21 protein-coding genes are annotated in these 22,542 nt (G+C 72.1%); 15 read left to right on the forward strand and 6 right to left on the reverse strand.

Going from position 1 to position 22,542, the window contains the following annotated elements:
- Positions 1-2 precede the first annotated feature (2 nt).
- Positions 3-1,634, reverse strand: a complete 1,632-nt coding sequence (locus IF04_RS0107460; protein WP_051830825.1) for a CocE/NonD family hydrolase — start codon at positions 1,632-1,634, stop codon at positions 3-5.
- A 77-nt stretch (positions 1,635-1,711) separates the two neighbouring features.
- Here IF04_RS0107460 and IF04_RS0107465 point away from each other — a divergent pair, with 77 nt between their 5' ends.
- Positions 1,712-2,419, forward strand: coding sequence for a TetR/AcrR family transcriptional regulator (locus IF04_RS0107465; RefSeq protein ID WP_030252688.1), 708 nt, complete (start codon positions 1,712-1,714; stop codon positions 2,417-2,419).
- Between the two features lie 44 nt (positions 2,420-2,463).
- Here IF04_RS0107465 and IF04_RS0107470 read toward each other — a convergent pair whose 3' ends face one another.
- Positions 2,464-3,435, reverse strand: coding sequence for an NAD(P)/FAD-dependent oxidoreductase (locus IF04_RS0107470; protein ID WP_030252690.1), 972 nt, complete (start codon positions 3,433-3,435; stop codon positions 2,464-2,466).
- Positions 3,436-3,497: 62 nt separating this feature from the next.
- Between IF04_RS0107470 and IF04_RS0107475 the strand changes: the two genes are divergently transcribed.
- Positions 3,498-4,160, forward strand: coding sequence for a hypothetical protein (locus tag IF04_RS0107475; protein WP_030252693.1), 663 nt, complete (start codon positions 3,498-3,500; stop codon positions 4,158-4,160).
- 63 nt (positions 4,161-4,223) lie between these two features.
- Here IF04_RS0107475 and IF04_RS0107480 read toward each other — a convergent pair whose 3' ends face one another.
- Positions 4,224-4,457, reverse strand: a complete 234-nt coding sequence (locus tag IF04_RS0107480) for a chaplin (protein ID WP_051830827.1) — start codon at positions 4,455-4,457, stop codon at positions 4,224-4,226.
- 344 nt (positions 4,458-4,801) lie between these two features.
- On the opposite strand from IF04_RS0107480, the gene IF04_RS0107485 reads away from it, so the two are divergent.
- The 6 genes from IF04_RS0107485 (at position 4,802) to IF04_RS0107510 (ending at position 10,094) form a co-directional block, all read left to right on the forward strand.
- Complete coding sequence (locus IF04_RS0107485) at positions 4,802-5,923, forward strand: ROK family glucokinase (RefSeq protein ID WP_030252699.1); 1,122 nt, start codon at positions 4,802-4,804, stop codon at positions 5,921-5,923.
- A complete protein-coding gene (locus IF04_RS0107490; protein ID WP_245654314.1) occupies positions 5,920-6,564 on the forward strand; it encodes a hypothetical protein in 645 nt (214 codons plus the stop codon). Before IF04_RS0107485 ends, IF04_RS0107490 begins: the two co-directional genes overlap by 4 nt.
- A gap of 232 nt (positions 6,565-6,796) precedes the next feature.
- Positions 6,797-8,086 (forward strand): bifunctional 3-oxoadipate enol-lactonase/4-carboxymuconolactone decarboxylase PcaDC, encoded by a 1,290-nt coding sequence (gene pcaDC, locus IF04_RS0107495; protein WP_030252704.1) that lies wholly within the window; start codon positions 6,797-6,799, stop codon positions 8,084-8,086.
- A 129-nt stretch (positions 8,087-8,215) separates the two neighbouring features.
- Entirely contained in the window at positions 8,216-8,560 is a 345-nt protein-coding gene (locus IF04_RS0107500) for a rodlin (RefSeq protein ID WP_051830832.1), read from the forward strand.
- A 79-nt stretch (positions 8,561-8,639) separates the two neighbouring features.
- Positions 8,640-9,275: an MBL fold metallo-hydrolase gene (locus IF04_RS0107505; RefSeq protein WP_030252708.1), complete on the forward strand. Its 636-nt coding sequence runs from the start codon at positions 8,640-8,642 to the stop codon at positions 9,273-9,275.
- Between the two features lie 39 nt (positions 9,276-9,314).
- A complete protein-coding gene (locus IF04_RS0107510) occupies positions 9,315-10,094 on the forward strand; it encodes an exodeoxyribonuclease III (protein ID WP_030252709.1) in 780 nt (259 codons plus the stop codon).
- A 40-nt stretch (positions 10,095-10,134) separates the two neighbouring features.
- On the opposite strand, the gene IF04_RS0107515 is transcribed toward IF04_RS0107510, so the two are convergent.
- On the reverse strand, positions 10,135-11,922 hold the full coding sequence (locus tag IF04_RS0107515) for an SGNH/GDSL hydrolase family protein (RefSeq protein ID WP_030252710.1): 1,788 nt from the start codon (positions 11,920-11,922) through the stop codon (positions 10,135-10,137).
- Between the two features lie 180 nt (positions 11,923-12,102).
- Here IF04_RS0107515 and IF04_RS0107520 point away from each other — a divergent pair, with 180 nt between their 5' ends.
- Positions 12,103-12,543: a DUF6278 family protein gene (locus tag IF04_RS0107520; protein WP_030252711.1), complete on the forward strand. Its 441-nt coding sequence runs from the start codon at positions 12,103-12,105 to the stop codon at positions 12,541-12,543.
- Positions 12,544-12,571: 28 nt separating this feature from the next.
- Here IF04_RS0107520 and IF04_RS0107525 read toward each other — a convergent pair whose 3' ends face one another.
- Positions 12,572-13,327, reverse strand: coding sequence for a GntR family transcriptional regulator (locus IF04_RS0107525; RefSeq protein WP_030252712.1), 756 nt, complete (start codon positions 13,325-13,327; stop codon positions 12,572-12,574).
- Positions 13,328-13,500: 173 nt separating this feature from the next.
- On the opposite strand from IF04_RS0107525, the gene IF04_RS35560 reads away from it, so the two are divergent.
- The 5 genes from IF04_RS35560 (at position 13,501) to IF04_RS0107550 (ending at position 18,875) form a co-directional block, all read left to right on the forward strand.
- A complete protein-coding gene (locus IF04_RS35560; RefSeq protein WP_037958614.1) occupies positions 13,501-15,492 on the forward strand; it encodes a zinc ribbon domain-containing protein in 1,992 nt (663 codons plus the stop codon).
- A gap of 194 nt (positions 15,493-15,686) precedes the next feature.
- Positions 15,687-16,430, forward strand: coding sequence for an amino acid ABC transporter ATP-binding protein (locus IF04_RS0107535; RefSeq protein ID WP_030252716.1), 744 nt, complete (start codon positions 15,687-15,689; stop codon positions 16,428-16,430).
- Positions 16,431-16,445: 15 nt separating this feature from the next.
- The gene (locus tag IF04_RS0107540) at positions 16,446-17,354 is read left to right on the forward strand and encodes a glutamate ABC transporter substrate-binding protein (RefSeq protein WP_030252718.1); all 909 of its coding nucleotides are present in this window, start codon (positions 16,446-16,448) and stop codon (positions 17,352-17,354) included.
- A 22-nt stretch (positions 17,355-17,376) separates the two neighbouring features.
- Positions 17,377-18,021, forward strand: coding sequence for an amino acid ABC transporter permease (locus IF04_RS0107545; protein ID WP_030252720.1), 645 nt, complete (start codon positions 17,377-17,379; stop codon positions 18,019-18,021).
- Positions 18,018-18,875: an amino acid ABC transporter permease gene (locus tag IF04_RS0107550; protein WP_030252722.1), complete on the forward strand. Its 858-nt coding sequence runs from the start codon at positions 18,018-18,020 to the stop codon at positions 18,873-18,875. Before IF04_RS0107545 ends, IF04_RS0107550 begins: the two co-directional genes overlap by 4 nt.
- 20 nt (positions 18,876-18,895) lie before the next feature.
- Here the strand turns inward: IF04_RS0107550 and IF04_RS0107555 are convergent, their stop codons facing one another.
- Positions 18,896-20,479: a CocE/NonD family hydrolase gene (locus IF04_RS0107555; RefSeq protein ID WP_030252723.1), complete on the reverse strand. Its 1,584-nt coding sequence runs from the start codon at positions 20,477-20,479 to the stop codon at positions 18,896-18,898.
- 230 nt (positions 20,480-20,709) lie between these two features.
- Between IF04_RS0107555 and ggt the strand changes: the two genes are divergently transcribed.
- Positions 20,710-22,542 (forward strand): gamma-glutamyltransferase, encoded by a 1,833-nt coding sequence (ggt, locus tag IF04_RS0107560; RefSeq protein WP_030252725.1) that lies wholly within the window; start codon positions 20,710-20,712, stop codon positions 22,540-22,542.

The following is a 22,542-nucleotide window of genomic DNA, read 5'->3' on the forward strand; positions in this document are numbered from 1 at the left end:
GCTCAGTCCTGGATGCCGGTGGGAAGGGACAGCTCCGAGCCCGCGTGCAGGGTGATGCGCGTCGGTACGAGCGCGGTGGCCTCGGCCGCGGGCTCCCCGGTGCCCGGGTTGCGGGCGTAACGAGGGTGCGCGCCGCCGCTGAGCTGGAGGCGGATGCGGTGGCCGGCGGCGAAGCGGTGGGCGGTGGAGCTCATCGGTACGGTGACCGTCGAGGGGCCCGGCCCGTCGGCCGGCAGCCGGAGCAGCCCGTCGCAGACATTGGTGGAGCGGTTCTCCGCGTCCACGTCGCACAGCCGGGCGAAGACGTCCGCGTGGCCGGTGTCCGTGGAGATCCGCAGCCGCGCGGCGACCGGGCCGAGTACCTCGACGGGCTCGGTCAGCGGCGGGCTCGTGAACGTCAGGACGTCCTTCCGCGCCTCCAAGGCACCGTTGTCGCGGGGCCCGGCTCCGGGGGAGAGCAGCGGACCGCCCACGGAAGGGGTGGGATCGGCCGGGTCGTAGCGGACGGAGGCCGGCGGCGCGGAGTCCGCCGGGGGCTGCCGGGTGAGGGTCCCGTGCGCGGCGGGGAACCAGGCGGTCGTGGCGGGGGCCGGCGGCCAGTCGTCCAGGTCTCGCCAGGCGCCTTCGCCGCCGACGTGCACGCGTACGGGGGTGGGGCGCAGGCCGGCGGGGTCGCCGCACAGATGCGCGCGCAGCGAGCCGAGGCTCTCGGCGAAGACCTCGGGCCAGCCCTGCTGCATCGCGGAGGTGTGCGTCCAGGGGCCGACGAGCAGGGTGGTCGCGCAGCCCGCCCGGCGCAGCCGGTGGTACTGCGCAATGGTCTGGTCGGCCAGCGTGTCGTGCCACCCGGCGATCAGCGCGATGGGCACGCCCGGCCGCTCGGCGGCCGCCGCCATGGACGTGCCGTGCCAGTGCGGGTCGTCGGCCTCCGGGTGCGTCATCGCACCGTCCAGCCAGGGCACCTCCCCGAGCGCCGGTACGTACGCCTTGCGCAGCGGCAGCGCCGTGGTGATCTCGCGCAGCCGGCGCTTCAGGCGCAGCATCGCGCGGACGAGGGGCACCGTCCCCTGGTGCTGGTACGTCATGCCCGCGCCGACGGCGAGCGCGTTCTCCAGGTGGAAGGCGCCGCCCGCGTGGAAGAAGGCGTGCGGATCGTGCAGTCCGGCCTGTATCACCATCGCCTTGAGCTCCGGTGGCGGATCGAGCGCGAGCGCCCACTGCACATACCCCAGGTAGCTGGGGCCGACCGTGCCGAGCGTGCCGGTGAACCAGGGCTGCTGCCGCAGCCAGGCCACCGTGGCACGGCCGTCGGCGGCCTCCTGGCGCCACGGGTCGAACCGGCCGCCCGAGCCGCCCGTGCCGCGGCAGCTCTGCAGGACCACGTGGAAGCCCTGTTCGGCGAAGAGCATCCCGTACATGGGTGACCAGGGCAGCCCCCTTCCGTAGGGCGAGCGCACGAGCAGGGTGGGGAAGTCGCCCGCCGCGCGGGGGAAGTAGTGGTCGGTCAGCAGGGGGCTGCCGTCCGCCGCCGGTACCACGAGCCCCGGCTCCCAGCCGGCTTCGTACCGCTTGGCCGGGAGGCCGCGGAAGGTCGCCCGCATCATCCGTGCGGACAGTGGCGGTCGCCGTGTCATACGTTCTCCCCCTCGTTCCCCTCCAATATTTCCGTACACTGTACGAGAATAGTCGGACGTGAAGGAAGGCGAAGAACGTGGTCAGTCATGACGGAGCCGGCGTCGACCCCCAGCAGCTCTGGCTCGGCACCGCCCGGACCGGCCGGGGCCGCAAGCCCGCCTTCAGCCGCGCGGCGATCACCGCGGCGGCCGTCGCGCTCGCGGACGCCGAGGGGCTGGACGCGGTCACCATGCGGCGCGTCGCCGCCGAGGTCGGCGCCGGCGTCATGTCGCTCTACAGCTACGCGCCCGACAAGGAGACGCTGCTGGAGCTGATGGTCGACCACGTCAGCGGCGAACTCCCGGCGGACGAGCCCCTCACCGGCGACTGGCGTGCCGACCTGAAGGCCATCGGCCACCTCCAGCGCGCCCTGATGCTCCGTCACCCCTGGCTGCCCGCCGCGCTGACCACCCGCCGCACGCTCGGCCCGCACGCGCTGGCCTTCCTGGAGCGCGCGCTCGCGGCCCTGCGGCCCACCCGGCTGGACGGCGCCGCGAAGCTGGAGGTCTTCAGCCAGCTCACCGGCTTCGTCGCCGGGCACGTCGGGTACGAGATCGCGCAGTCCGCGGCGGCGGAGGCGCCCGGCAGGGCCGCGGCCGAGGCCCGCTACCTCGCCGCCGTCGCCGCCGACGGCCACCACCCGGAGCTCGCCGCGGCCCTCGCCGCGCCCGGCCGCCCCCTCACCCCGGAAGCCACCTTCACCCGGTTCCTCGACCGGCTGATCGACGGCCTCGACACCGGCTGACCCCGCCGTCGAGGCACGCGTGGTCCGTTTTCGGGGTACGCGCGTCAGCCCGGCCCGCGGCGGGCCGCGACCGCCAGTCGGGTGTCCTCGCCGACCAGATCCGAGTTGATCGCCTGGGCGGCCTGCACCCCGGCCGCCGCGGCGCCGATGACCTGGTCGGACAGGGACGTGATGTTCCCGGCCACCCACACCCCCGGCACGTCCGTGGCCCCGGATCCGGCCGCCTGTACCGAGCTGCCCACCATCTCCCCGTCCGACCGCTCCGCCTCGGCGGCCAGCCCCAGGGACGCGAGGAGCCCGGCGCGCGCGGTGAACCGCGGCTCCACGACCAGGGCCTGACAGGGCACCCGCCGGCCGTCCGCCAGCCGCACGCCGGCCAGTGCGTCGTCCGCCACCTCCAGACCCGCCACCCGCCCCGGCACCACGGCGATGCCACGGGCGGCCAGCCGCTCGTACTCCTCGGCGTCGGGCTCCGGCGAGGCGTGCAGCAGCAGGGTCACGTCCGTGCTCCACTGCCGCCACATCAGGGCCTGCCGGCAGGCGAGCGGCCCCGTGGCGAGCACCGCGATCGCCCGGTCGCGGGCCTCCCAGCCGTGGCAGTACGGGCAGTGCAGCACGTCCCGCCCCCACCGCTCCGCCACCCCCGGCACCTCGGGCAGCTCGTCGACCAGTCCGGTCGCCACCAGCAGTCGGCGGGCCGCGACCGGCGGGCCCGCCGCCAGGAGGACGCGGAAGCCGCCGCCCTGCTGCGGCTCGGCCGCCACCGCCTCGCCCGGCAGGAACTCGCCGCCGTACCCGGCCACCTCGGCCCGGCCGGCCGCGAGCAGCTCCTCGGGCGGCATGCCGTCGCGGGTGAGGAAGTTGTGGGTGCGGTCCGCCATGACGTTGCGCGGCCGGCCGTCGTCGATCACCAGCACCGAACGGCGCGCCCGCACCAGGGCCAGCGCCCCGCTCAGCCCGGCGGCACCGCCGCCGACGACCACGACGTCGTACCGCCGTTCCTCCTGCGCCACCATGGTTTTCGGCCTTCTTCTAAATCGAGTGCTCCGGCCGGGCGGCCGTTGCTACCTTCCGCGCCATGTCTTCCCTTCAGAGAACACCCGCCGGGCCCGTCACCGCAGCCGATGTCGAGGAAGCCGTGCGGCTCGCGGTCACCGCCCTGCGCGCCGCGGAAGGGGCGGACTGGAGTGCGCGGGCCGGCTCCCTGGAGTGGGACTGCTGGGAGACCGCCGAGCACCTCGCCGACGACTACTTCGGCTACGCCGCCCAGCTCGGCCCGGCGCACCCGCCGGCGGACACGCACGTACCGTTCGCGGGGACCCGGCAGCGGCCGGACGGCCCGGTGAACGTCGTCTTCGCCGACCGCGAGGCGGGCCCCGCGGGACTGCTGCACGTACTGGAGGCGACCGGCGGCCTGCTGGCGGCCGTCGTCCGCACCGCGCCGCCGGAGAAGCGCGCCTTCCACGTCTTCGGCACGTCCGACGCCGCGGGCTTCGCGGCCATGGGCATCGTCGAGACGCTGGTACACGTGCACGACATCGCCGAGGGCCTCGGCCTGCCCTTCACGCCGCCCGCCGGGCTGTGCGACCGGGTGCTGGCCCGGCTCTTCCCCGACGCCCCGGCCGCGCCCGACCGCTGGTCCGTACTCCTGTGGTGCACGGGCCGCACGGCACTCCCCGGCCACCCGCGCCGCACGTCGTGGCGCTGGGACGGCACGCTCCGGGAGTCCGCCGGACGCTGACCCGCTGTCAACAGAAGGGTGCCGGCCCCCCGAAGGAGGCCGGCACCGGTGTGGACCACGACGTTACTTGTTGGCGCACTGCCCGTGTGCGGGGTTCAGCAGCCCGATCACGTCGATGCTGTTGCCGCAGACGTTCAGCGGCACGTGGATCGGGACCTGGATGGTGTTGCCGGACACCAGGCCCGGCGAGTGGCTGCTGCTGCCCTGGGCGCCCGAGTCGGCAACGGCGGCGCCGGCGCCACCGACGAGAGCGGCGGTGGCCAGAATGGCCGCGGCTGCGGCGGTACGGATGCGCATAGCGTTCTCCTCACAGAGGGCGGAACATCAACGGTTCCCATCACAACCCACAGTCCTGCGCGGGGCTCGTCGGGTTCGGCCGTCAGGGGCACACGGTCCGGGAAAAACGCTTGTGACCAGGGCCTCCTGTGCCGGCCGGGGACCCGGCCCCGTCAACGCGGCCCGAGCGCAGCGGAAAAGGTTCCCGAGATCGCCGTACTTTGAGAAAGGCCACAGGTCAGAGGGTTGCGGTGCGCCGCGGGGCGGCTTTGATGCACAATCGCACGGCGGGTGGGCTGTGCCCGCCCCGACGCCAGCCGAGGCCATGGCCTCCCGAGACCGCACAGGGACGAGACGAGCCGAGCATGAGTACGTACCGGGACAGGGTGCACCGTGGATCGGCGCGGGCCACCGTGCTGCGCACGGTCGGCACCCGCGAGCGGCGCTCGCACCTCAGCGCGCCCCGCGTGCCCACCGTCGGCATCGACATCGGCGGCACGAAGGTCATGGCGGGCGTCGTGGACGCCGACGGGAACATCCTGGAGAAGGTCCGCACCGAGACGCCGGACAAGTCCAAGAGCCCCAAGGTCGTCGAGGACACCATTACGGAACTGGTGCTGGACCTCTCCGACCGGCACGACGTGCACGCCGTGGGCATCGGCGCGGCCGGCTGGGTCGACGCCGACCGCAGCCGCGTCCTCTTCGCCCCCCATCTGAACTGGCGGAACGAGCCGCTGCGCGACCGCCTCGCGGGCCGTCTCGCGGTCCCCGTCATGGTCGACAACGACGCGAACACCGCCGCCTGGGCGGAGTGGCGCTTCGGCGCCGGGCGCAACGAGGACCACCTCGTGATGATCACGCTCGGTACCGGCATCGGCGGCGCGATCCTGGAGGACGGCCAGGTCAAGCGCGGCAAGTACGGCGTGGCCGGTGAGTTCGGGCACATGCAGGTCGTGCCCGGCGGGCACCGCTGCCCGTGCGGCAACCGCGGCTGCTGGGAGCAGTACAGCTCCGGCAACGCGCTGGTGCGCGAGGCGCGCGAGCTGGCGGCCGCCGACTCCCCGGTCGCGTACAACATCATCGAGCGGGTCGGCGGGCACATCCCGGACATCACCGGGCCGCTGATCACCGAGCTGGCCCGCGAGGGCGACGCGATGTGCATCGAGCTCTTCGCGGAGATCGGCCAGTGGCTGGGCGTGGGCATCGCCAACCTCGCCGCGGCCCTGGACCCCTCGTGCTTCGTCATCGGCGGTGGCGTCAGCGCCGCCGACGACCTGCTCATCGGCCCGGCCCGGGACGCCTTCAAGCGCACCCTCACCGGGCGCGGCTACCGCCCCGAGGCCCGCATCGCCCGCGCCCAGCTCGGCCCCGAGGCCGGCATGGTCGGCGCCGCCGACCTGGCCCGGCTGGTGGCCCGCCGCTTCCGCCGCGCCAACCGCCGCCGCGTCGAGCGCTATGAGCGCTACGAGCGGAGCGGCCGCCGATGACCGACCTGGAACAGGCACCCGTGACCGACCAGCCCGAGCGCCACGACCGCTCCGAGTCTCCCGACCGGGACGCGCACGACGACGTCCCCGCGGCGGGCGACGGCGGGACGCACGCGCCCCCACCCCCGCCGAGCCGCCGGCGCCGCTGGCTCACCGCCGTCGTCGTCTTCCTGCTGATCGCCATCCCGGCCGGCTACCTCGCCCTCTCCGCCGCGCAGAGCCGCGACAGCGGTCAGGAGAAGGAGGAGCGGGCGGCCATGGCGGGCCTCACCTGGCACTGGCCCTCCAAGGTGCAGCGGCGCATCTATGACGTGCCGATACCGTCCTACTCGTACCCGGTCGCGTTCTTCGAGACCAACTCCTTCAAGACCAGCTCGCTGTACGTGACCTTCCGCACGTCCCAGGACGGCCTGGACCAGTTCCTGGCGCACTACGGGAAGACCCGCGAGGACCTGCGGAAGGACGTCGCGACGATCACGCCGAAGCAGGCGGCGCGGGTCAAGTGGGACTTCACGGTCGGGGACGGCTACGCGGGCCTGGTCAACAAGGAGAAGGCGCCGCGGCCCTCGCAGCGGATCACGGTCGACTTCGCCGAGGACGGCCACCCCGTGGTGTACATCGTGTCCACGACGCGGTTCTGACGCGGTTCTGACGCGGTTCTGATGGGGCGTGCCGGTCCGGAACCCGGCGCGGACGGCCGGGTTCCGATGGCGAAACTCTGATGAAGAATGCCGACCGGATCACATGCGGGCGATCCCGGCCAGCCGGTTATGAGCCGAATCCACCACCATGACCGACTCTTCCGGCCACGGCGGTGTCCGATTGCTGACCCGGGTGTCAGGAGTGGGCGGTTTGATTGGGTAGCGTGGCCGGGTGAGCGAGAAGACCCTGCAGCACCGGATTGACGGCCCCGACGACGCGCCCGTACTTGTCCTCGGCGCCTCGCTTGGCACCACCTGGCACATGTGGGACCGGCAGATCCCCGAACTGACCCGCCAGTGGCGCGTTGTCCGCTTCGACCTCCCCGGCCACGGCGGATCCCCCGCCTACCCCGCCGCCTCGGTCGCCGAGCTCGCCGAGCGGGTGATCGCCACCCTCGACGGCCTCGGCATCGACCGCTTCGGCTACGCCGGCTGCGCCATGGGCTCGGCCGTCGGTGCCCAGCTCGCGCTCGCCCACCCCCAGCGCCTCACCTCGCTCGCGCTGGTCTCGGCCTCGCCCCGGTTCGGCACCGCCGACGCCTGGCGGCAGCGCGGCGTGGTGATCCGTACCAACGGTCTCGACCCGATCGCCCGCACCGCGCCCGAGCGCTGGTTCACGCCCGGCTTCGCCGCCGCCCAGCCCGCCATCGTCGAGTGGGCCGTACAGATGGTGCGCACCACCGACCCCGGCTGCTACATCGCCGCCTGCGAGGCGCTCGCCGCCTTCGACATCCGCAATGAGCTCGGCAGGATCTCCGCGCCCACCCTCGTGGTCGTCGGCTCCGAGGACCTGATCACCCCGACCGCCGACGCGCGCACCCTGGTCGCGGGCATACCGGACGCGGGTCTCGCCCTGGTGCCCGGTACCTCGCACCTCGCCCCGGTCGAGCAGCCCGCCGCCGTCACCGAGCTGCTCATCCGGCACTTCTCCACCGCCTGGCAGGACAAGCCGGCCGGACAGGCCGCGCTCGGCGCCACCCCGCCCAAGCCCGTCCTCACCCCGAAGCCCGCGCAGCAGGCGCAGCCCCAGCCGCCGGTCGTCGCCATCGAGCCGGCCGCCGAGCAGCCGGAGATGGTCGGCACCGACTCCTACGAGGCGGGCATGAAGGTCCGCCGCGAGGTGCTGGGCGACGCGCACGTGGACCGCGCCGAGGCCACCGCCGACGAGTTCACCGGCGACTTCCAGGACTTCCTGACCCGCAACGTCTGGGGCGAGGTGTGGACCCGCTCGGGCCTGGACCGCCGCACCCGCAGCGTCATCACGCTCACCGCGCTGATCACCAGCGGCCACCTCGACGACCTGGCCGTCCACGTCCGCGCCGCGCTCCGCAACGGTCTCACCCCCGGGGAGATCAAGGAGACGCTGATCCACACCGCGGTCTACGGCGGCGTGCCGGCCGCCGGCGCGGCCTTCACCATCGCCCAGCGCGTCATCCGCGAGGAGACCACGCCGGAGGATTGAACTGCCTGGCAGACAAGGTGATGGAAGGCTTGTCCGGGGCACGCCGCGGATCAGGTGAATGGGTGCGCACGCAGCGCGCCGCAGGATGTACTCCTGGCTTTGGCACAGCGTCATCCTGTGGAGAGAGCCATGTACATCCGTAGCACCATGACCGCCTGCAGTCTCGCCGCCGCGGCGATCGCCGGCGGAGCCGGCAGCGCCGTCGCGCTCGGCGACGGCCCGACGAGCCTCAGCGGCAACGGCGCGGCGTCCGCCTTCGGCAACTCGACGACCCACGGCAACCTGAGCGCGCAGTTCGGGGCGGTCCAGGGCACGTTGAACAAGCTGTGCCTCGGGGTGCCGGCGAAGGCCAATGTCGGATCGCTGGTGGGCATCCTGGTGCCGGTCACGGTGCAGGACGTCAACGTCCTCGCCTCCCCGCAGAACCAGCAGTGCGCCGACAACTCCACCCAGTCCTCGGGCAGCGATCACTGAGCTCCGGCCGAGCAGCACAGGCCCCGGCCGGGCCCTGTCCGGTCCGGGCCGCCCCGCGCGGCAGGATGGACCCATGGAACTGGAACTCACCAAGAAGACGCACGCCTGCGTCCGGCTGGCCAAGGACGGGCGGACGCTGGTCATCGATCCCGGTGGCTTCAGCGAGCAGGACGCGGCCGTGGGCGCGGACGCGATCCTGATCACCCACGAGCACCCCGACCACTTCGCCGAGGACCGGCTGCGGGCGGCCATGGAGGCCAACCCGGCCGCCGAGATCTGGACGCTCGCCTCGGTCGCGGAACAGATCTCGGCGGCGTTCCCGGGCCGGGTGCACACCGTCGGCGAGGGCGACACCTTCACGGCGGCCGGCTTCGAGGTGGAGGTGCACGGGCAGCTGCACGCCGTGATCCACCCCGACATCCCGCGGATCACCAACGTCGGGTACTTCGTCGACGGCTCGGTCTTCCACCCCGGCGACGCGCTCACCGTCCCCGGCCGCCCGGTCGACACCCTCCTGCTGCCCGTGCACGCCCCCTGGAACAAGGTGGCGGAGGTCATCGACTACGTACGCGAGGTCAAGCCGCGGCACGCCATCGACATCCACGACAGCCTGCTCCAGGAGCACGCCCGGCCGATCTACGACCGCATGATCGGCCAGCTCGGCGGCACCGATCACGGCCGTCTTTCCCCTGGTCAAGCGGCATCGCTCGGCTGAGTACGGCGACTGTCACAGGCGGGCGGTAGGTTGGCACTCATGCGCATCGCGACCTGGAACGTCAATTCGATCACCGCCCGCCTGCCCCGGCTGCTGGCCTGGCTGGAGACCACCGGCACGGACGTGCTGTGCATCCAGGAGGCCAAGTGCTCCAAGGAGCAGTTCCCCTTCGACGAGCTGCGCGAACTGGGGTACGAAGCGGCGGTGCACGCCACGGGCCGGTGGAACGGCGTGGCCGTGCTGTCCAAGGTGGGCCTGGCGGACGTGGTCGAGGGCCTGCCCGGTGACCCGACGTACGACGGCGTGGCCGAGCCGCGCGCCATTTCGGCGACCTGCGGCCCGGTCCGCGTCTGGTCGGTCTATGTCCCGAACGGCCGCGAGGTCGAGCACCCGCACTACGCCTACAAGCTCCAGTGGTTCGAGGCGCTGAAGGCGGCGGTCGCGGGCGACGCGGCGGGCGACCGCCCGTTCGCGGTCCTCGGTGACTACAACGTCGCGCCGACGGACGACGACGTCTACGACACCGCCGCCTTCGAGGGCGCCACGCATGTCACCCCGGCCGAGCGGGCCGCCCTCGCGGACCTGCGCGGCGCGGGCCTGACGGACGTCGTGCCGCGCCCCCTGAAGTACGACCACCCCTTCACGTACTGGGACTACCGCCAGCTCTGCTTCCCGAAGAACCGCGGGATGCGCATCGACCTGGTCTACGGCAACGAGCCGTTCGCCAAGGCGGTCTCCGACGCCTACGTCGACCGCGAGCAGCGCAAGGGCAAGGGCGCCTCGGACCACGCGCCGGTGGTCGTCGACCTGGACGTGTGACGCGCGCGCCGGCCGGGGCACAGCCCCGGCCGGCCCCGCCTCACGGCACGAGCTTGCGCAGTTCCACCGACTCCGCGAGCGCCTTGAGCCCCTCGTCGCCGGGGTGCAGATGGTCGCCGCTGTCGTAGGCGGGCAGCATCCGCTGCGGCCGCTCCGGGTCGCGGATCACCGCGTCGAAGTCCAGTACGGCGTCCACGGCCCCGCCGCTGTTCCGGATGAAGGCGTTGACGGCCTGCCGCCGCTGGTCGACCTCCGGGTAGCAGTCGGGGTAGCCCTCGCAGGGCGCGACCGTCGCGGCCACCACCCGCAGGCCCCGCTCGTGCGCCCGCCGCGCGATGTTCCGCAAGCCCTCGATCACCTCGGCCGCCGAGGTGCCGGAGCGCACGTCGTTGATCCCCTCGAAGACCACGACCGTACGGGCCGAGGTCTGGGCCAGCACGTCCCGCTCCAGCCGGTGCTGGGCGCTGACGCCGCCGGTGTCCGTGCTGATCCCGTCGCCCTTGTAGCGGTCGGTGACGATGCGGTTCGCCGAGATGCCGTGGTTGATCACGCCGTACTTGGGCAGCGCGGTCTGGTTCTGGAAGCGCCGCGCCAGGGTGTCCGGCCAGCGCCGGTTGGCGCCCTGCGTCGACTTCACGCCGTCGGTGATCGAGTCGCCCAGCGCCACGATCGAGCCGGGCCCGCCGGTGACATCGACGCCCGAGAGGAACGGCCAGGTCGTGAGGGTGCCGGTGTAGGCGGCGCCGCCCGCGTCGCCGGTCCGGTCACCACTGCCGGTGGCGCTCACGTACGACCGCTGGATCGCCTCCTTGTGCACGGGCGCCGCGCCCACCGGGCCCGCGAGGTGGAAGCTGACCAGCAGATTGGTGTCGGCGGGTACGGCGAAGTCCACCGGATCGCTGAACGCCTGCGCGCCGGCGGGGATACGGGTGCCGCGCTGCCCGCCGAAGGTGAGCGGCACCGGCTTGCCCTTGGTCGCGGCGCCCGACCCCTGCACCGCGACGCTCGCCGCGCCGATGTCGACGGGCGTGGCCGCGAAGGTGTTCTCCAGCCGGACGCGGGCCTGGCGGCCACCCGCCCCGGCGTGCACCACCAGCCGCAGCGTCTGGTCCCGCCACGGCCCGACCTTGGTGTACCCGGCGCTGCTGGCCGCCCAGCTGCCGGTCCAGCCGGGCGTGGCCCGGCGCAGCGCCGCGGCGAAGACGTGCAGGTCACGGTCGGGGCCCGGGTCCTTGGGGAGGACGACCGAGCGGACCTGGCGGCCGGGGCGCACCGGCACCGTCACCGCGTACAGGCGTACCGTTTCCGCGCGCTGCCCGGCCGCGGTGTTCAGATGCGGCAGGGCCACCGCCTTGGTACTGAGGGGACCGGTCCGCCAGTCCGGCGCGGTCAGCTCGTACGTGCTGCGCGAGCCGTCCTTGTACTCGACCGTGCCGGTGCCGGTGGCGTCCCCGCCGGTCCCGGCGACCAGGAAGGACAGCGCGGTGCCGGTGCCGCCCAGCCGGACGGCCTGGCCGTTGGCCCGTACGTTGTCGGGCGTGCCGGGCGTGGTGCGCGGCCAGGTCAGCCGGGTCGCGTCGAGGTCCAGCGCCCGGCCGGGCGTCCAGCCGGCCGCGGCGAGGTCCTGCGCCGACAGGGAGCTGCCGGCGCCGTCGAAGTCGGCCGCGCCGGATCTGGCGTCGTCGCTCACCGCCTTGTTGTCGAAGAGTCTCGCCAACGGCTGTGGCTCCGCGGCGCGTTGCTGGTCGGCGACGGCCGGGACGGCGGTGCCCGCGACCGTGAGGGTGAGAGCGAGCGGAACGGTTGTGCCCCATTGTCGTACGCGCATCAGACGGCTCCTTCGGTGGCGGGTGCGCCACGGGGATGAGCATGATCCGGTCCATCAGACACAAGCGCCATGAACGTAAGGAGACGGCTGGGGAGCGTCAAGGGAGATGTGGCGACCGGATGACGCGGGGCGCCGCGCGCCTGTGGCCGCCATCCGGTCGGGAGTGGGACCCTGCACCCCATGAACCTGTCTTTCCTGGACAAGTGGCGCAAGCATCCGGAAGCGGTCCGTTCCGCCGCCGCGCCGGCACCGGGGGACGAGGACGCGGAGGGCATCGCCGATCTGCTCTCGGAGTGCGATCTGCTGCGCGGGCAGGCCGCGAGCGCGGGGGTGGAACTGGATGATTCCGTGGGCTCGTTGGAGGCGCTGGACCAGTTGCTGCCCGCCTGGCGGTCGGACCCGGAGGTCGCGCCGTGGCTGGGCAACGACGCGGGCCTCTACCTCGGTACGGTCCTGGTGCGCACGGTCCCCGGGGCCCGCTGGAAGATCTGGCCCGGCGGCGAGCCGGTCGTCCGGCTGTCCTCGGGCCGCGAGATCGATGTGGTGACGGCCGGTCACGAGTGGGCGGACAGCGGCGTGCCCGAGCTCTCCCAGCTCTACGCCGAGGTCGCGGAGAGCTGAGCGCCCCTTCGCCGGGGCGGCTCCCCTCTCATACGAACGCGATGTCGTACGCCAGCTGCCAGCGGTCGGCCCGTACGACGATGTCCGAGGTCTCCACCGCCCGTCCGTCCGCGTCGAAGTGCGTGCGCTCCACGACCGTGACGCAGCTGCCCGGCAGGCAGCCCAGCGCCTCCGCCTCGGCGCTGGCGGCGGGCCGGGAGCCCACCCGCTCCTCGGCGCGCACCACCCGGATCCCGATCGCCGCCATCCGCCCGCGCACGCCGCGGCGCGCGTAGGGCCCGTGCTCCGGGAACACCACGTCCGTGCCCTCGGTGATCGCCAGCGGCTCCCAGCTCGTCGCGAGCTGCACGGGCCGGCGGCCGGCGAGGTACTCGTACTGCGAGCGGACCACGCTGTCGCCGGGCGCGATGCGCAGCCGCCGGGCCACCGGCTCCGTCGCCGCCTCGGTCGTGGACGTCGCCTCCCATGTCAACGGCGTGCCCTCCGGGCAATTCACATGGGTGATACTCGCGGCGAAGGGCGAGTCGACGGCGCCCGTGGAGCGCAGCAGTATGCCCAGCGGCGCCCGGTCCGCGACGAACACCCCGCGCCCGAACTGCCCTTCCGCGTACCCCGCCGCCTTCAGCATCCGCACCGCCCGGTCCACGGTCTGGTCGCTGGCTTCGTACGCCCGCTTCAGCTCGGCGCGGGAGGGAATGCGGGCGCCGACGGCGAGGACGCCCTCGTCGATCTGACGCCGCAGGTCGTCGGCGATGCGCTGGAAGACAGGCCGGTGCTCCACCATGCACACAGACTCACACATTCCCCTAGAGGCCCGTAGTGGTGTCATCCGGCAGCACCGTGATGTGTGTCCGGCGTCGGTGACGGTGTCGCATATGAGTGCGCGAACCGAATGCGTGACCTTTTCGCGGAGATGTCGTTGATCGGATGATGGCATCACGGGCGGGAGGGGCGTCGATGAGCCGGAGGGTGCCGCTGGGCGAGGGCGAGACAGTCCGTACCGCGTGCGCACGCGGCGTGCTGCGAACCGGGGTGGATGAGAAGACCGGTGCGCTCCTGCCTGCCTCCGCGCTCGTCGAGCGGGTGGGCTGGTGCGCTGATCTGGTGTGCGGGATGGTCAGCGCGTTGCTCGCCGAGCATTGGAACGGCCCCGATGTGGCCGTGCTCGCCTCCGGCGAGGACGCGGGCTGCAGGAAGCTGCCGTCGAACGCCTGGATGGCGCTGCGGCGTCTTGGTTGGACTGTCGCACCGTCCGAGGGCATCCGGGCCAATGACCGGATTGTGCGTATGGCTCAGGAGCAGGCCGGGCGGGCTCTGCGGTCGGCGAAGTGGCGTGCTGATCTGACTGCCGGGGTGCTCGCGGCGTGGCCCGCTGACCCGGCCAGGCGCGCCCCGGACGAATGGGACGCGGTGCGTGAGGCCGTGCCGGGCGGGCAGCATCTGCCGGGCAGTGCGATCAAGTCCCGCACTCGACAGATCGCCGCCTTCGTCGGGAAGTACGGGCGGCTGCCGGCCGATGTGTTCGAGCTGGAGGCCGCGCCCCGAACTGCCCGGATGCTGCTGCTGTCGGCGTGCGACGGGCAGCAGGCCACCGTTGAACGGCACGAGAGCGAGCCGGGCCGGGCGCTGCTGCGGGTGCAGCTCCCCATCCGCCCCGACCCGCGCTCCTACCGGGACTGGACGTGGGTTGCCTGCCCGATCATGCTGCCGCCCACCATCCCGCCCAGCGCGGCGCTGCACCTTCCCACCCTGCGCATCCACCGAGGGCGCGTGCGGGCCGACCTCGCCTTTGCCCACCCCGTTCCCCGGACCCGGCGTACCGGACATACGGTCGCGCTCGGCGTGGACTGGGGTCTCACTACGCTGTTGTCCGCCGGGGCCGCCCGGCTGCACGACGACGGGCGCATCACCGGCCTCGGGGCCGGGGGCATGTTCCGCGCCGCTGGTGTCCTGGCGAAACAGCACCGTCTGCGCCGCCTGTCCGAGCAGCTGCACGCAAAGGCAAACCACTACCAGCGACTCACCGGCGGCATCGCCGAACATCCCTTGTCGGCCAAGCATCAGCTTCTCACCGACGAGATCCGACGCGTCGGCGACCGCCGGTCGAACCTCAACGACGCCCTTGCCGGGTCCGCCGCCCGCTGGACCGTCGATCAGGCCATTGCCGTCGGCGCGACGGTGATCTATGCAGAGGACCTCCGCTCGATGGAGGCCAGGGGTATGGGCCGCACGATGAACACTCGGCTCTCCCAGACGGTGCGCGGGCAGATCGTGGACCGGATGCGGCACCTGGCCGCCGAGGCCGGGATCGCCGTCGTGACGGTCCCGGCCCGGAACACCTCCCGGCACTGCCCGCAGTGCCTCGTACCGCTACGGCACCGCAAGGCCCCGGACCGGCCCACCACACCCGGCTGGACGTGGGCCCTCTGCGGCTCCTGCGGCTGGCAGGGCGATCGCGACCAGGGGGCATGGATGCGCGTCGCCGCACGCGGCCTCACCCACCAAGCGAAGACCGTGACCGAACGCGCCGGCAGTGGCATGGTCATCCGCGCGGTGGTGGACACACTCGAAGCAAAAGCCGTGGTCACCCCGAACACCGCGAAGACCAGCCGCGTCCGGTCCAAGACCGGACCCACCCGGCGGCAGACAGCACGCCCCGCGCCCAGGCGACGCGGGGCACCCTCCCCCACCGGTCCTTCGGGTCTCGCGGGCAAGCGTCCGGAGGGACACGCTCACACGGGCCGGACCCGGCTGCCTCGCGCCGCCGACCGGCACCAGGGCGTGACGACGATCAGCAAGCACACCACCGACCGGCCTCACAGGCCCCGCGGGGCAGCACTGGGCGCGGGATTCCACCTGCACGCTCACGCTACCCGGCCTCGGTGGGAAGACCCCGAGCCAGACACACTCCGTCTTGCATGGGGTCGCTCAGCTGATCAGAGACGTTAGGTACGCAGGCGTCTCGTGTGTACCTAGGGGGTGAGCGAGGCGCGTGCCCAGGGATCGTCGTGCCGTCCTCGGGAGCTCGCGGCGCCGGGACCGGCGGCCCCGCGTGTCCCCGAGCGTCGAACCGGGGGCATTTGGGGTAGTTTGCGAACTCTCCGCTGTACGGACGTGCCGGACGAGAGTGAGCAGGGCTGCATATGGCCGGTGACGCGCTGATCGAGATGCGCCGGGTCAACAAGTACTACGGGAAGCTGCACGTCCTCCAGGACATCGACCTCACCGTCGGCCGCGGCGAGGTGGTCGTCGTCATCGGCCCCTCCGGCTCCGGCAAGTCGACCCTCTGCCGAACGATCAACCGCCTCGAACCGATCCACTCCGGCACCATCACGCTGGACGGCCACCCGCTCCCCGAGGAGGGCCGCGAGCTGGCCCGGCTGCGCGCCGACGTCGGCATGGTCTTCCAGTCCTTCAACCTCTTCGCGCACAAGACCGTGCTGGCCAACATCACGCTCGCGCCGCTGAAGGTCCGCAAGAGCGGGAAGGAGGCGGCCGAACGGCGGGCCCGTGAACTCCTGGACCGGGTCGGCCTCGCCTCGCAGGCCGACAAGTACCCGGCCCAGCTCTCCGGCGGCCAGCAGCAGCGCGTGGCCATCGCCCGCGCGCTGGCCATGGAACCCAAGGCGCTCCTCTTCGACGAGCCCACCTCGGCGCTCGACCCGGAGATGATCAACGAGGTGCTGGAGGTCATGCGGCAGCTCGCCCAGGAGGGCATGACGATGGTCGTGGTCACCCACGAGATGGGCTTCGCCCGCTCCGCCGCCAACCGCGTGGTCTTCATGGCGGACGGGGCGATCGTGGAGGACCGCACCCCCGAGGAGTTCTTCACCCACCCGAAGAGCGACCGCGCCAAGGACTTCCTCTCCAAGATCCTCAAGCACTGAGCGGGGGAGTGCGCAGTGAAGAAGACACCATGGGCCGCCGCGGCCCTCCTCCTCGCCGTCCTGGCCGTACTCACCGCCGCCTGCGGCAAGCCCGGCAGCCCGCCCGCCAAGGGCCCGCGCGGCGACAAGCTCCCCAAGTACCAGGTGCAGACCCGCTTCCAGCTCACCGACTCGCCCACCTGGCAGCAGGCGAAGCGCCGCGGCCACCTGGTCGTCGGCGTCAAGGAGGACCAGCCGTACCTGGGCGAACGTGACCCGTCCTCCGGCGCGTACCGCGGCTTCGACATCGAGATCGCCAAGATGCTCTCCGCCGCGCTCGGTTTCGACCCCAAGACGCTCACCTACAAGACGATCGCCTCGGCCAACCGCGAGACCGCCCTGCAGAACGGCCAGATCGACTACTACGTCGGCACGTACACCATCAACGACCTGCGCAAGAAGCAGGTCGGCTTCGCGGGCCCGTACTACATGGCGGGCCAGGGCCTGCTGGTGCGCAAGGACGAGCAGGACATCAAGGGCCCCGAGGACCTGGCCGGCAAACGGGTCTGCTCCGCCGCGGGCTCCACCCCGTACCAGCGCATCAAGGCCGACTATCCCAAGGCCGTCCTCGTCGCGTACGACACCTACTCCGTCTGCGTCGACAACCTGCTCACCTTCCAGGTCGACGCGGTCACCACCGACGACGCGATCCTGCTCGGCTACGCCGCCAAGGCTCCCGACGAGCTGAAGCTGGTCGGCAAGCCCTTCTCCAAGGAGCCCTACGGCGTCGGCCTGCCCCTCAAGGACCCCGCGCTGCGCTTCGCGCTGGACGACGCGCTCGAAGCCGCCGAGAAGAACGGCAACTGGAAGAAGGCGTACGACGCCACGCTCGGGCTGTCCGGAGTGCCCGCGCCGAAGCCGCCCAGGATCGACCGCTACAGGTGAGCCGAGGGAGCCCGCGACACCTATGGATGTACTGACCCACAACTGGTCCCTCTACGGCAAGGGCCTGCTCGGCACCGTCGAGCTCACCGTCTTCGCCTCGCTGCTCGCCCTCGGACTCGGCGTGATCATGGCGGGCTTCCGGGTGGCACCGGTCGGCTCGCTGCGCGCCTTCGGCACGGTATGGGTGACGGTGCTCCGCAACACCCCGCTCACCCTGCTGTTCTTCGCGGTCCTGCTCGGCCTGCCGCGGTTCGGTCTCGTGCTGCCCTTCGACGTCTTCGCGATCCTGGCGCTCGGCTGCTACACCTCGGCGTTCATCTGCGAAGCGGTGCGCTCGGGCATCAACACCGTGCCGGTGGGCCAGGGCGAGGCGGCCCGCAGCCTCGGCATGACGTTCGCGCAGACGCTGGGCACGGTGGTGCTGCCCCAGGCGTTCCGTACGGTCATCCCGCCCGTCGGCTCCACGCTGATCGCGCTGGCCAAGAACTCCGCGATCGCCGGCTCCTTCAGCGTCGTCGAGCTGCTGGGCACGTACAAAACGCTCAACGAGTTGGGCTACAGCATCATCTGGTCCTTCATCTGGATCGCCGTCGGCTACCTGATCGTGACCCTGACCATCAGCGCGCTGTTCAACGTGCTGGAGAAGCGCTGGGGAGTCGCCCGATGACCGGCACAGCCCTCTACGACGTCCCCGGACCGAGGACCCGCGGCCGGCACCGCCTCTACGGCGTGGTGGCGACGCTCGTCATCCTCGCCGTCCTCGCCTGGGCGGTCTATCTCCTCATCGACACCGGCCAGTTCAGCGCCCGGAAGTGGACGCCCTTCGAGTACCAGGGCATCCAGGAGCTGCTGCTGAGAGGCCTGGGCAATACGCTCAAGGCGTTCGCGATCGCGGCGGTGCTCGCCCTGGCGCTCGGCGCGGTGCTGGCCGCCGGGCGGCTCTCCTGGCACCGGCCGGTCCGCTGGCTGGCGACCCTGCTGGTGGAGTTCTTCCGCGCCATGCCCGTACTGGTGATGATCTTCTTCATCTATGTGGCGCTGCGAGCCGAGCCGCTGACCGCGCTGGTCGTCGGCCTGACGCTCTACAACGGCTCGGTGCTCGCCGAGGTCTTCCGCACCGGCGTGCACGCCGTCGAGCGCGGCCAGCACGAGGCGGCGTACGCGCTGGGCATGCGCAAGACGCAGGTCATGACGCACGTACTGGTCCCGCAGGCGGTCCGCTCGATGCTGCCCACGATCATCAGTCAGTTGGTCGTCGCGCTGAAGGACACCTCGCTCGGCTTCCTCATCACCTACGAGGAGTTCCTGCACGCGGGCCGGCTGATCGCCTCCAACCTCGACTACGACCTGCCGTTCATCCCCGTCGTCCTGGTCATCTCGCCGATCTACATCGGGATGTGCATGCTGCTGTCCTGGTTCGCCCACTGGATCGGCCGGCGGCAGCGGCGCAACCCGAAGGTCGAGGGGGAGGTGGGCGCCGCCGAACCGGGGAACCTCATGCCGGGGAATCCCCCGCTGTGACGGCGCCCTCCCGGCCGGTGTCAGTCCCGTACCGGTACCGACACCCACGACGGGTCGTCGGCCGGCGAGGAGAAGGTGAGCTTCGCGCCGTCCGGGTTGTGCTCGATGTAGAGCGGGTCGACGGAGTCCACGACCACCGCGAGGCGGTGCCCGGCGGGCACGTCGTACGCCGTGGAGAACAGGTCCAGGTCCATCCCGAACGGCTCGCCCGGCTGCTTGCCGTGGAAGGTGAACGGCGCGTGCGTGACCAGCTTCCCGGTGCCGAGCGGGCCCACGTCGTAGAGGTAGGCGACCGCGGTGCCGCTCTCGGCGGTGCTGGTGACCGTGGTGTGCACCTTGGCCGTGCCGCGCACCCTCGCTTGCGTCTCGTACCGCTCGGACTGCCAGACGGCCGCGGCCGAGCGGGGCAGCAGCGGGATCGACGCCATCGGCGGGACCTTGAAGAACTGGTCCAGCATGCTGGAGAGGAAGATCGTGCCGCCGTCCGCGCCGCTGTTGCGGTTCGTGGCGATCTCGTGCGTGCCGTTCAGCGGGATACGCCGCTGGTCCGACGGCACGTCCTTCCAGCTCGCGTACCCCTCGTACGCGCCCGTGGAGCGGGACTTGAGCTGTACCGGGGACTCACTGTCGACGCCGTTGTCGGCGCCCTTGAGGTAGTGGTCGAACCAGCGCTTGGTGTCGGTCCAGGTGTCGTTGGGCAGCCCGAGCAGGCCCGTGGCCTCGGCGGTGGCATGGTCGCCGGGCCGGAACTCCAGCCGCTTGGGCCCCTTCAGCTTCTCGAAGAAGTCGGCGTACTGGTTCGGCGGGAAGATCGAGTCACCCCAGGCATTGCCCAGCATGATCGCCGCGCCATTGGCATTGATCCTGTCGAGGTAGGTCGCGGGGGAGCGCTTCTTCCCCCACGCGATCATCTCGTCCTCCTTGTCGAGGTTCGAGCCGAGGAAGTCCTTCATGATGGTCTGCAGCTCGGCGCTGGGGCGCCCGGTGATCTGGCCCGCGCCCGCCAGCAGCCCGGCGGCCTGCGCGTGCTGCGTGCGGCCGCTGTAGATGGAGTCGATCAGATCGGCCCACCCGCTGAGCGCCGCGACCGCCTTGATGCGCGGATCGAACGCCGAGGCCAGCAGGCTGATCCCGGCGCCGTAACTCACCCCGCCCATGCCGACCTTCGCCGGGTCGGCGGGCGTGTTGGCCAGCGCCCAGTCGACGACCTTGCGCGCGTCGGCGACATCCTGCGGACCCGCCGTCTCGATCTGCCCGCCGGACTGCCAGAAGCCGCGCGAGTTGTACCCGACGACGATGTACCCGGAGTCCGCCAGCTTCTTGGCCTGCGCGACGTACTCGATCTGCGGCATGCCCCAGCTGGTCGGCAGCACGATCACCGGATACTTCTTGCTTCCGTCGGCGTCGCCGGGGGTAAAGACATTGGCCTTGAGGGTGATCCCGCCGTCGCCCTCGATGTCCACGAACTTCACGGACGCGGGGGCGGTGGTGGCGGCGGCCGGGGACGCCTGGGCGACGGGGGCCGTGGCCGTCAGGGTGGTGGCGAGGACGGCCGCGGAGACGGTACCGATCGCGGCGCGCAGCGTCGTACGGGAGGGCGTCATCTACTGCTCCAGGTCGCGGTGTGGGGGGACAGGCGGAGAGGGGGCGTGACCGGTGGCACCGGTACCGAAGTGACTGGAGAGTAAGGCGAGCGAGTTACCGAAGGTAACCCGTCGGTAGGTTACGCAAGGGTAAAGATCTCGTGGCAGCGGTCCTTCGGCGCCCTGTCGCCCCTGAAGAGCCGCAGGTAGGCTCCGGCTTCTGGCGCGAACTCGATGGAGGGAAGGCACAGATGACGCATGTCCGACGCCTGTCGGTGCTGGCCGTGACGGCCGCACTGGCCGGCTCGCTGGCCTCCGTACCGGCCAGTGCCCGGCCCGCGGCGGCCCCTGAGGCCCCCGCGACCGAGGCCCCGCCCAAGTCCCCGGTCGCTGTGGGCTCCGGCGGCGCGGTCTCCAGCGTCGATCCCGACGCCTCGGCGGCCGGCATCGAGGTGCTGAAGAAGGGCGGCAACGCCGTGGACGCCGCGGTCGCCACCGCGGCGGCGCTGGGCGTCACCGAGCCGTACTCCGCCGGCGTCGGAGGCGGCGGCTACTTCGTCTACTACAACGCCAAGAAGCGCTCCGTGCAGACGATCGACGGCCGCGAGACCGCGCCGCTGACCGCCGACAAGGACCTCTTCCTGGAGAACGGCAAGCCGATCCCCTTCAGCGAGGCCGTCACCAGCGGGCTGAGCGTCGGCACCCCCGGCACCCCCGCCACCTGGGACAAGGCGCTGGACAAGTGGGGCAGCCGCTCGCTCGGCGACGTCCTCGCGCCCGCCACCCGCATCGCCCGCGACGGCTTCACCGTCGATGAGACCTTCCGGAAGCAGACCGCGGACAACGCCGACCGGTTCCGGGACTTTCCCGCCAGCGCGAAGCTGTTCCTGCCCGGCGGGCAGCTCCCGGTCGTCGGATCGACGATGCACAACCCCGATCTCGCGCGCACCTACGACGAGTTGGCGACGAAGGGTGTGGACGCGCTGTACCGCGGACGGCTGGGCGAGGACATCGTCCGTACCGTCGAGCAGCCGCCCGTGCGGGAGGGTGCCACCCGCAAGGTGCGGCCCGGCGACCTGACCGCGGCGGACCTGGACGCGTACGAGACCAAGGACCAGGCGCCGACGAAGACGAAGTACCGCGGCCTGGACGTCTACGGCATGGCGCCGTCCTCCTCCGGCGGCACGAGCGTCGCCGAGGCGCTCAACATCCTGGAGAACTACGACGTAGCGAAGCTGAGCGAGAAGCAGTACCTGCACCGTTACATCGAGGCCAGCCGCATCGCGTTCGCCGACCGCGGCCGCTGGGTCGGCGACCCGGCCGCGCAGAAGGTGCCTACCAAGGAACTGACCTCGCAGAAGTTCGCCGACTCGCGGGCCTGCCTGATCAAGGGCGACGCGGTGCTCAAGAGCCCGGTCGCGCCCGGCGATCCGCGCCACCCGAAGCCCTGCGCGGCCGGTGACAAGGCCGCACCGACGACGTACGAGGGTGACAGCACCACCCACCTCACCGCCGCCGACAAGTGGGGCAACGTCGTCGCCTACACCCTCACCATCGAGCAGACCGGCGGCAGCGGCATCACCGTCCCCGGCCGCGGCTTCCTCCTCAACAACGAACTGACGGACTTCTCCTTCGCCCCGGCGGCCCCCGGCGTCCCCGACCCGAACCTCCCGGGCCCCGCCAAGCGCCCCCGCTCCTCCATGTCGCCGACCGTCGTCCTCGACCACGGCAAGCCGGTGCTGGCCGTCGGCTCGCCCGGCGGGGCCACCATCATCACGACAGTTCTGCAGACGCTTCTCGGCCACCTCGACCGCGGCCTGCCGCTCGTCGACGCCATCGCCGCGCCGCGCGCCAGCCAGCGCAACGCCGCGCAGACCGAGCTGGAGCCGGGGCTGTACGACAGCAAGCTGCGCAAGGAACTGGAGGCGCTCGGCCACGCGTTCAAGGAAAACCCCGAGATCGGCGCGGCCACCGGCGTCCAGCGGTTGACGGACGGGCGCTGGCTCGCAGCCGCGGAGAAGGTCCGCCGCGGCGGTGGTTCGGCCATGGTCGTCCACCCCGAAGGCCACGCGAACTCCCGCTGA

Source organism: Streptomyces violens (assembly GCF_000717745.1).
GTDB classification, from domain to species: Bacteria; Actinomycetota; Actinomycetes; order Streptomycetales; family Streptomycetaceae; genus Streptomyces; species Streptomyces violens.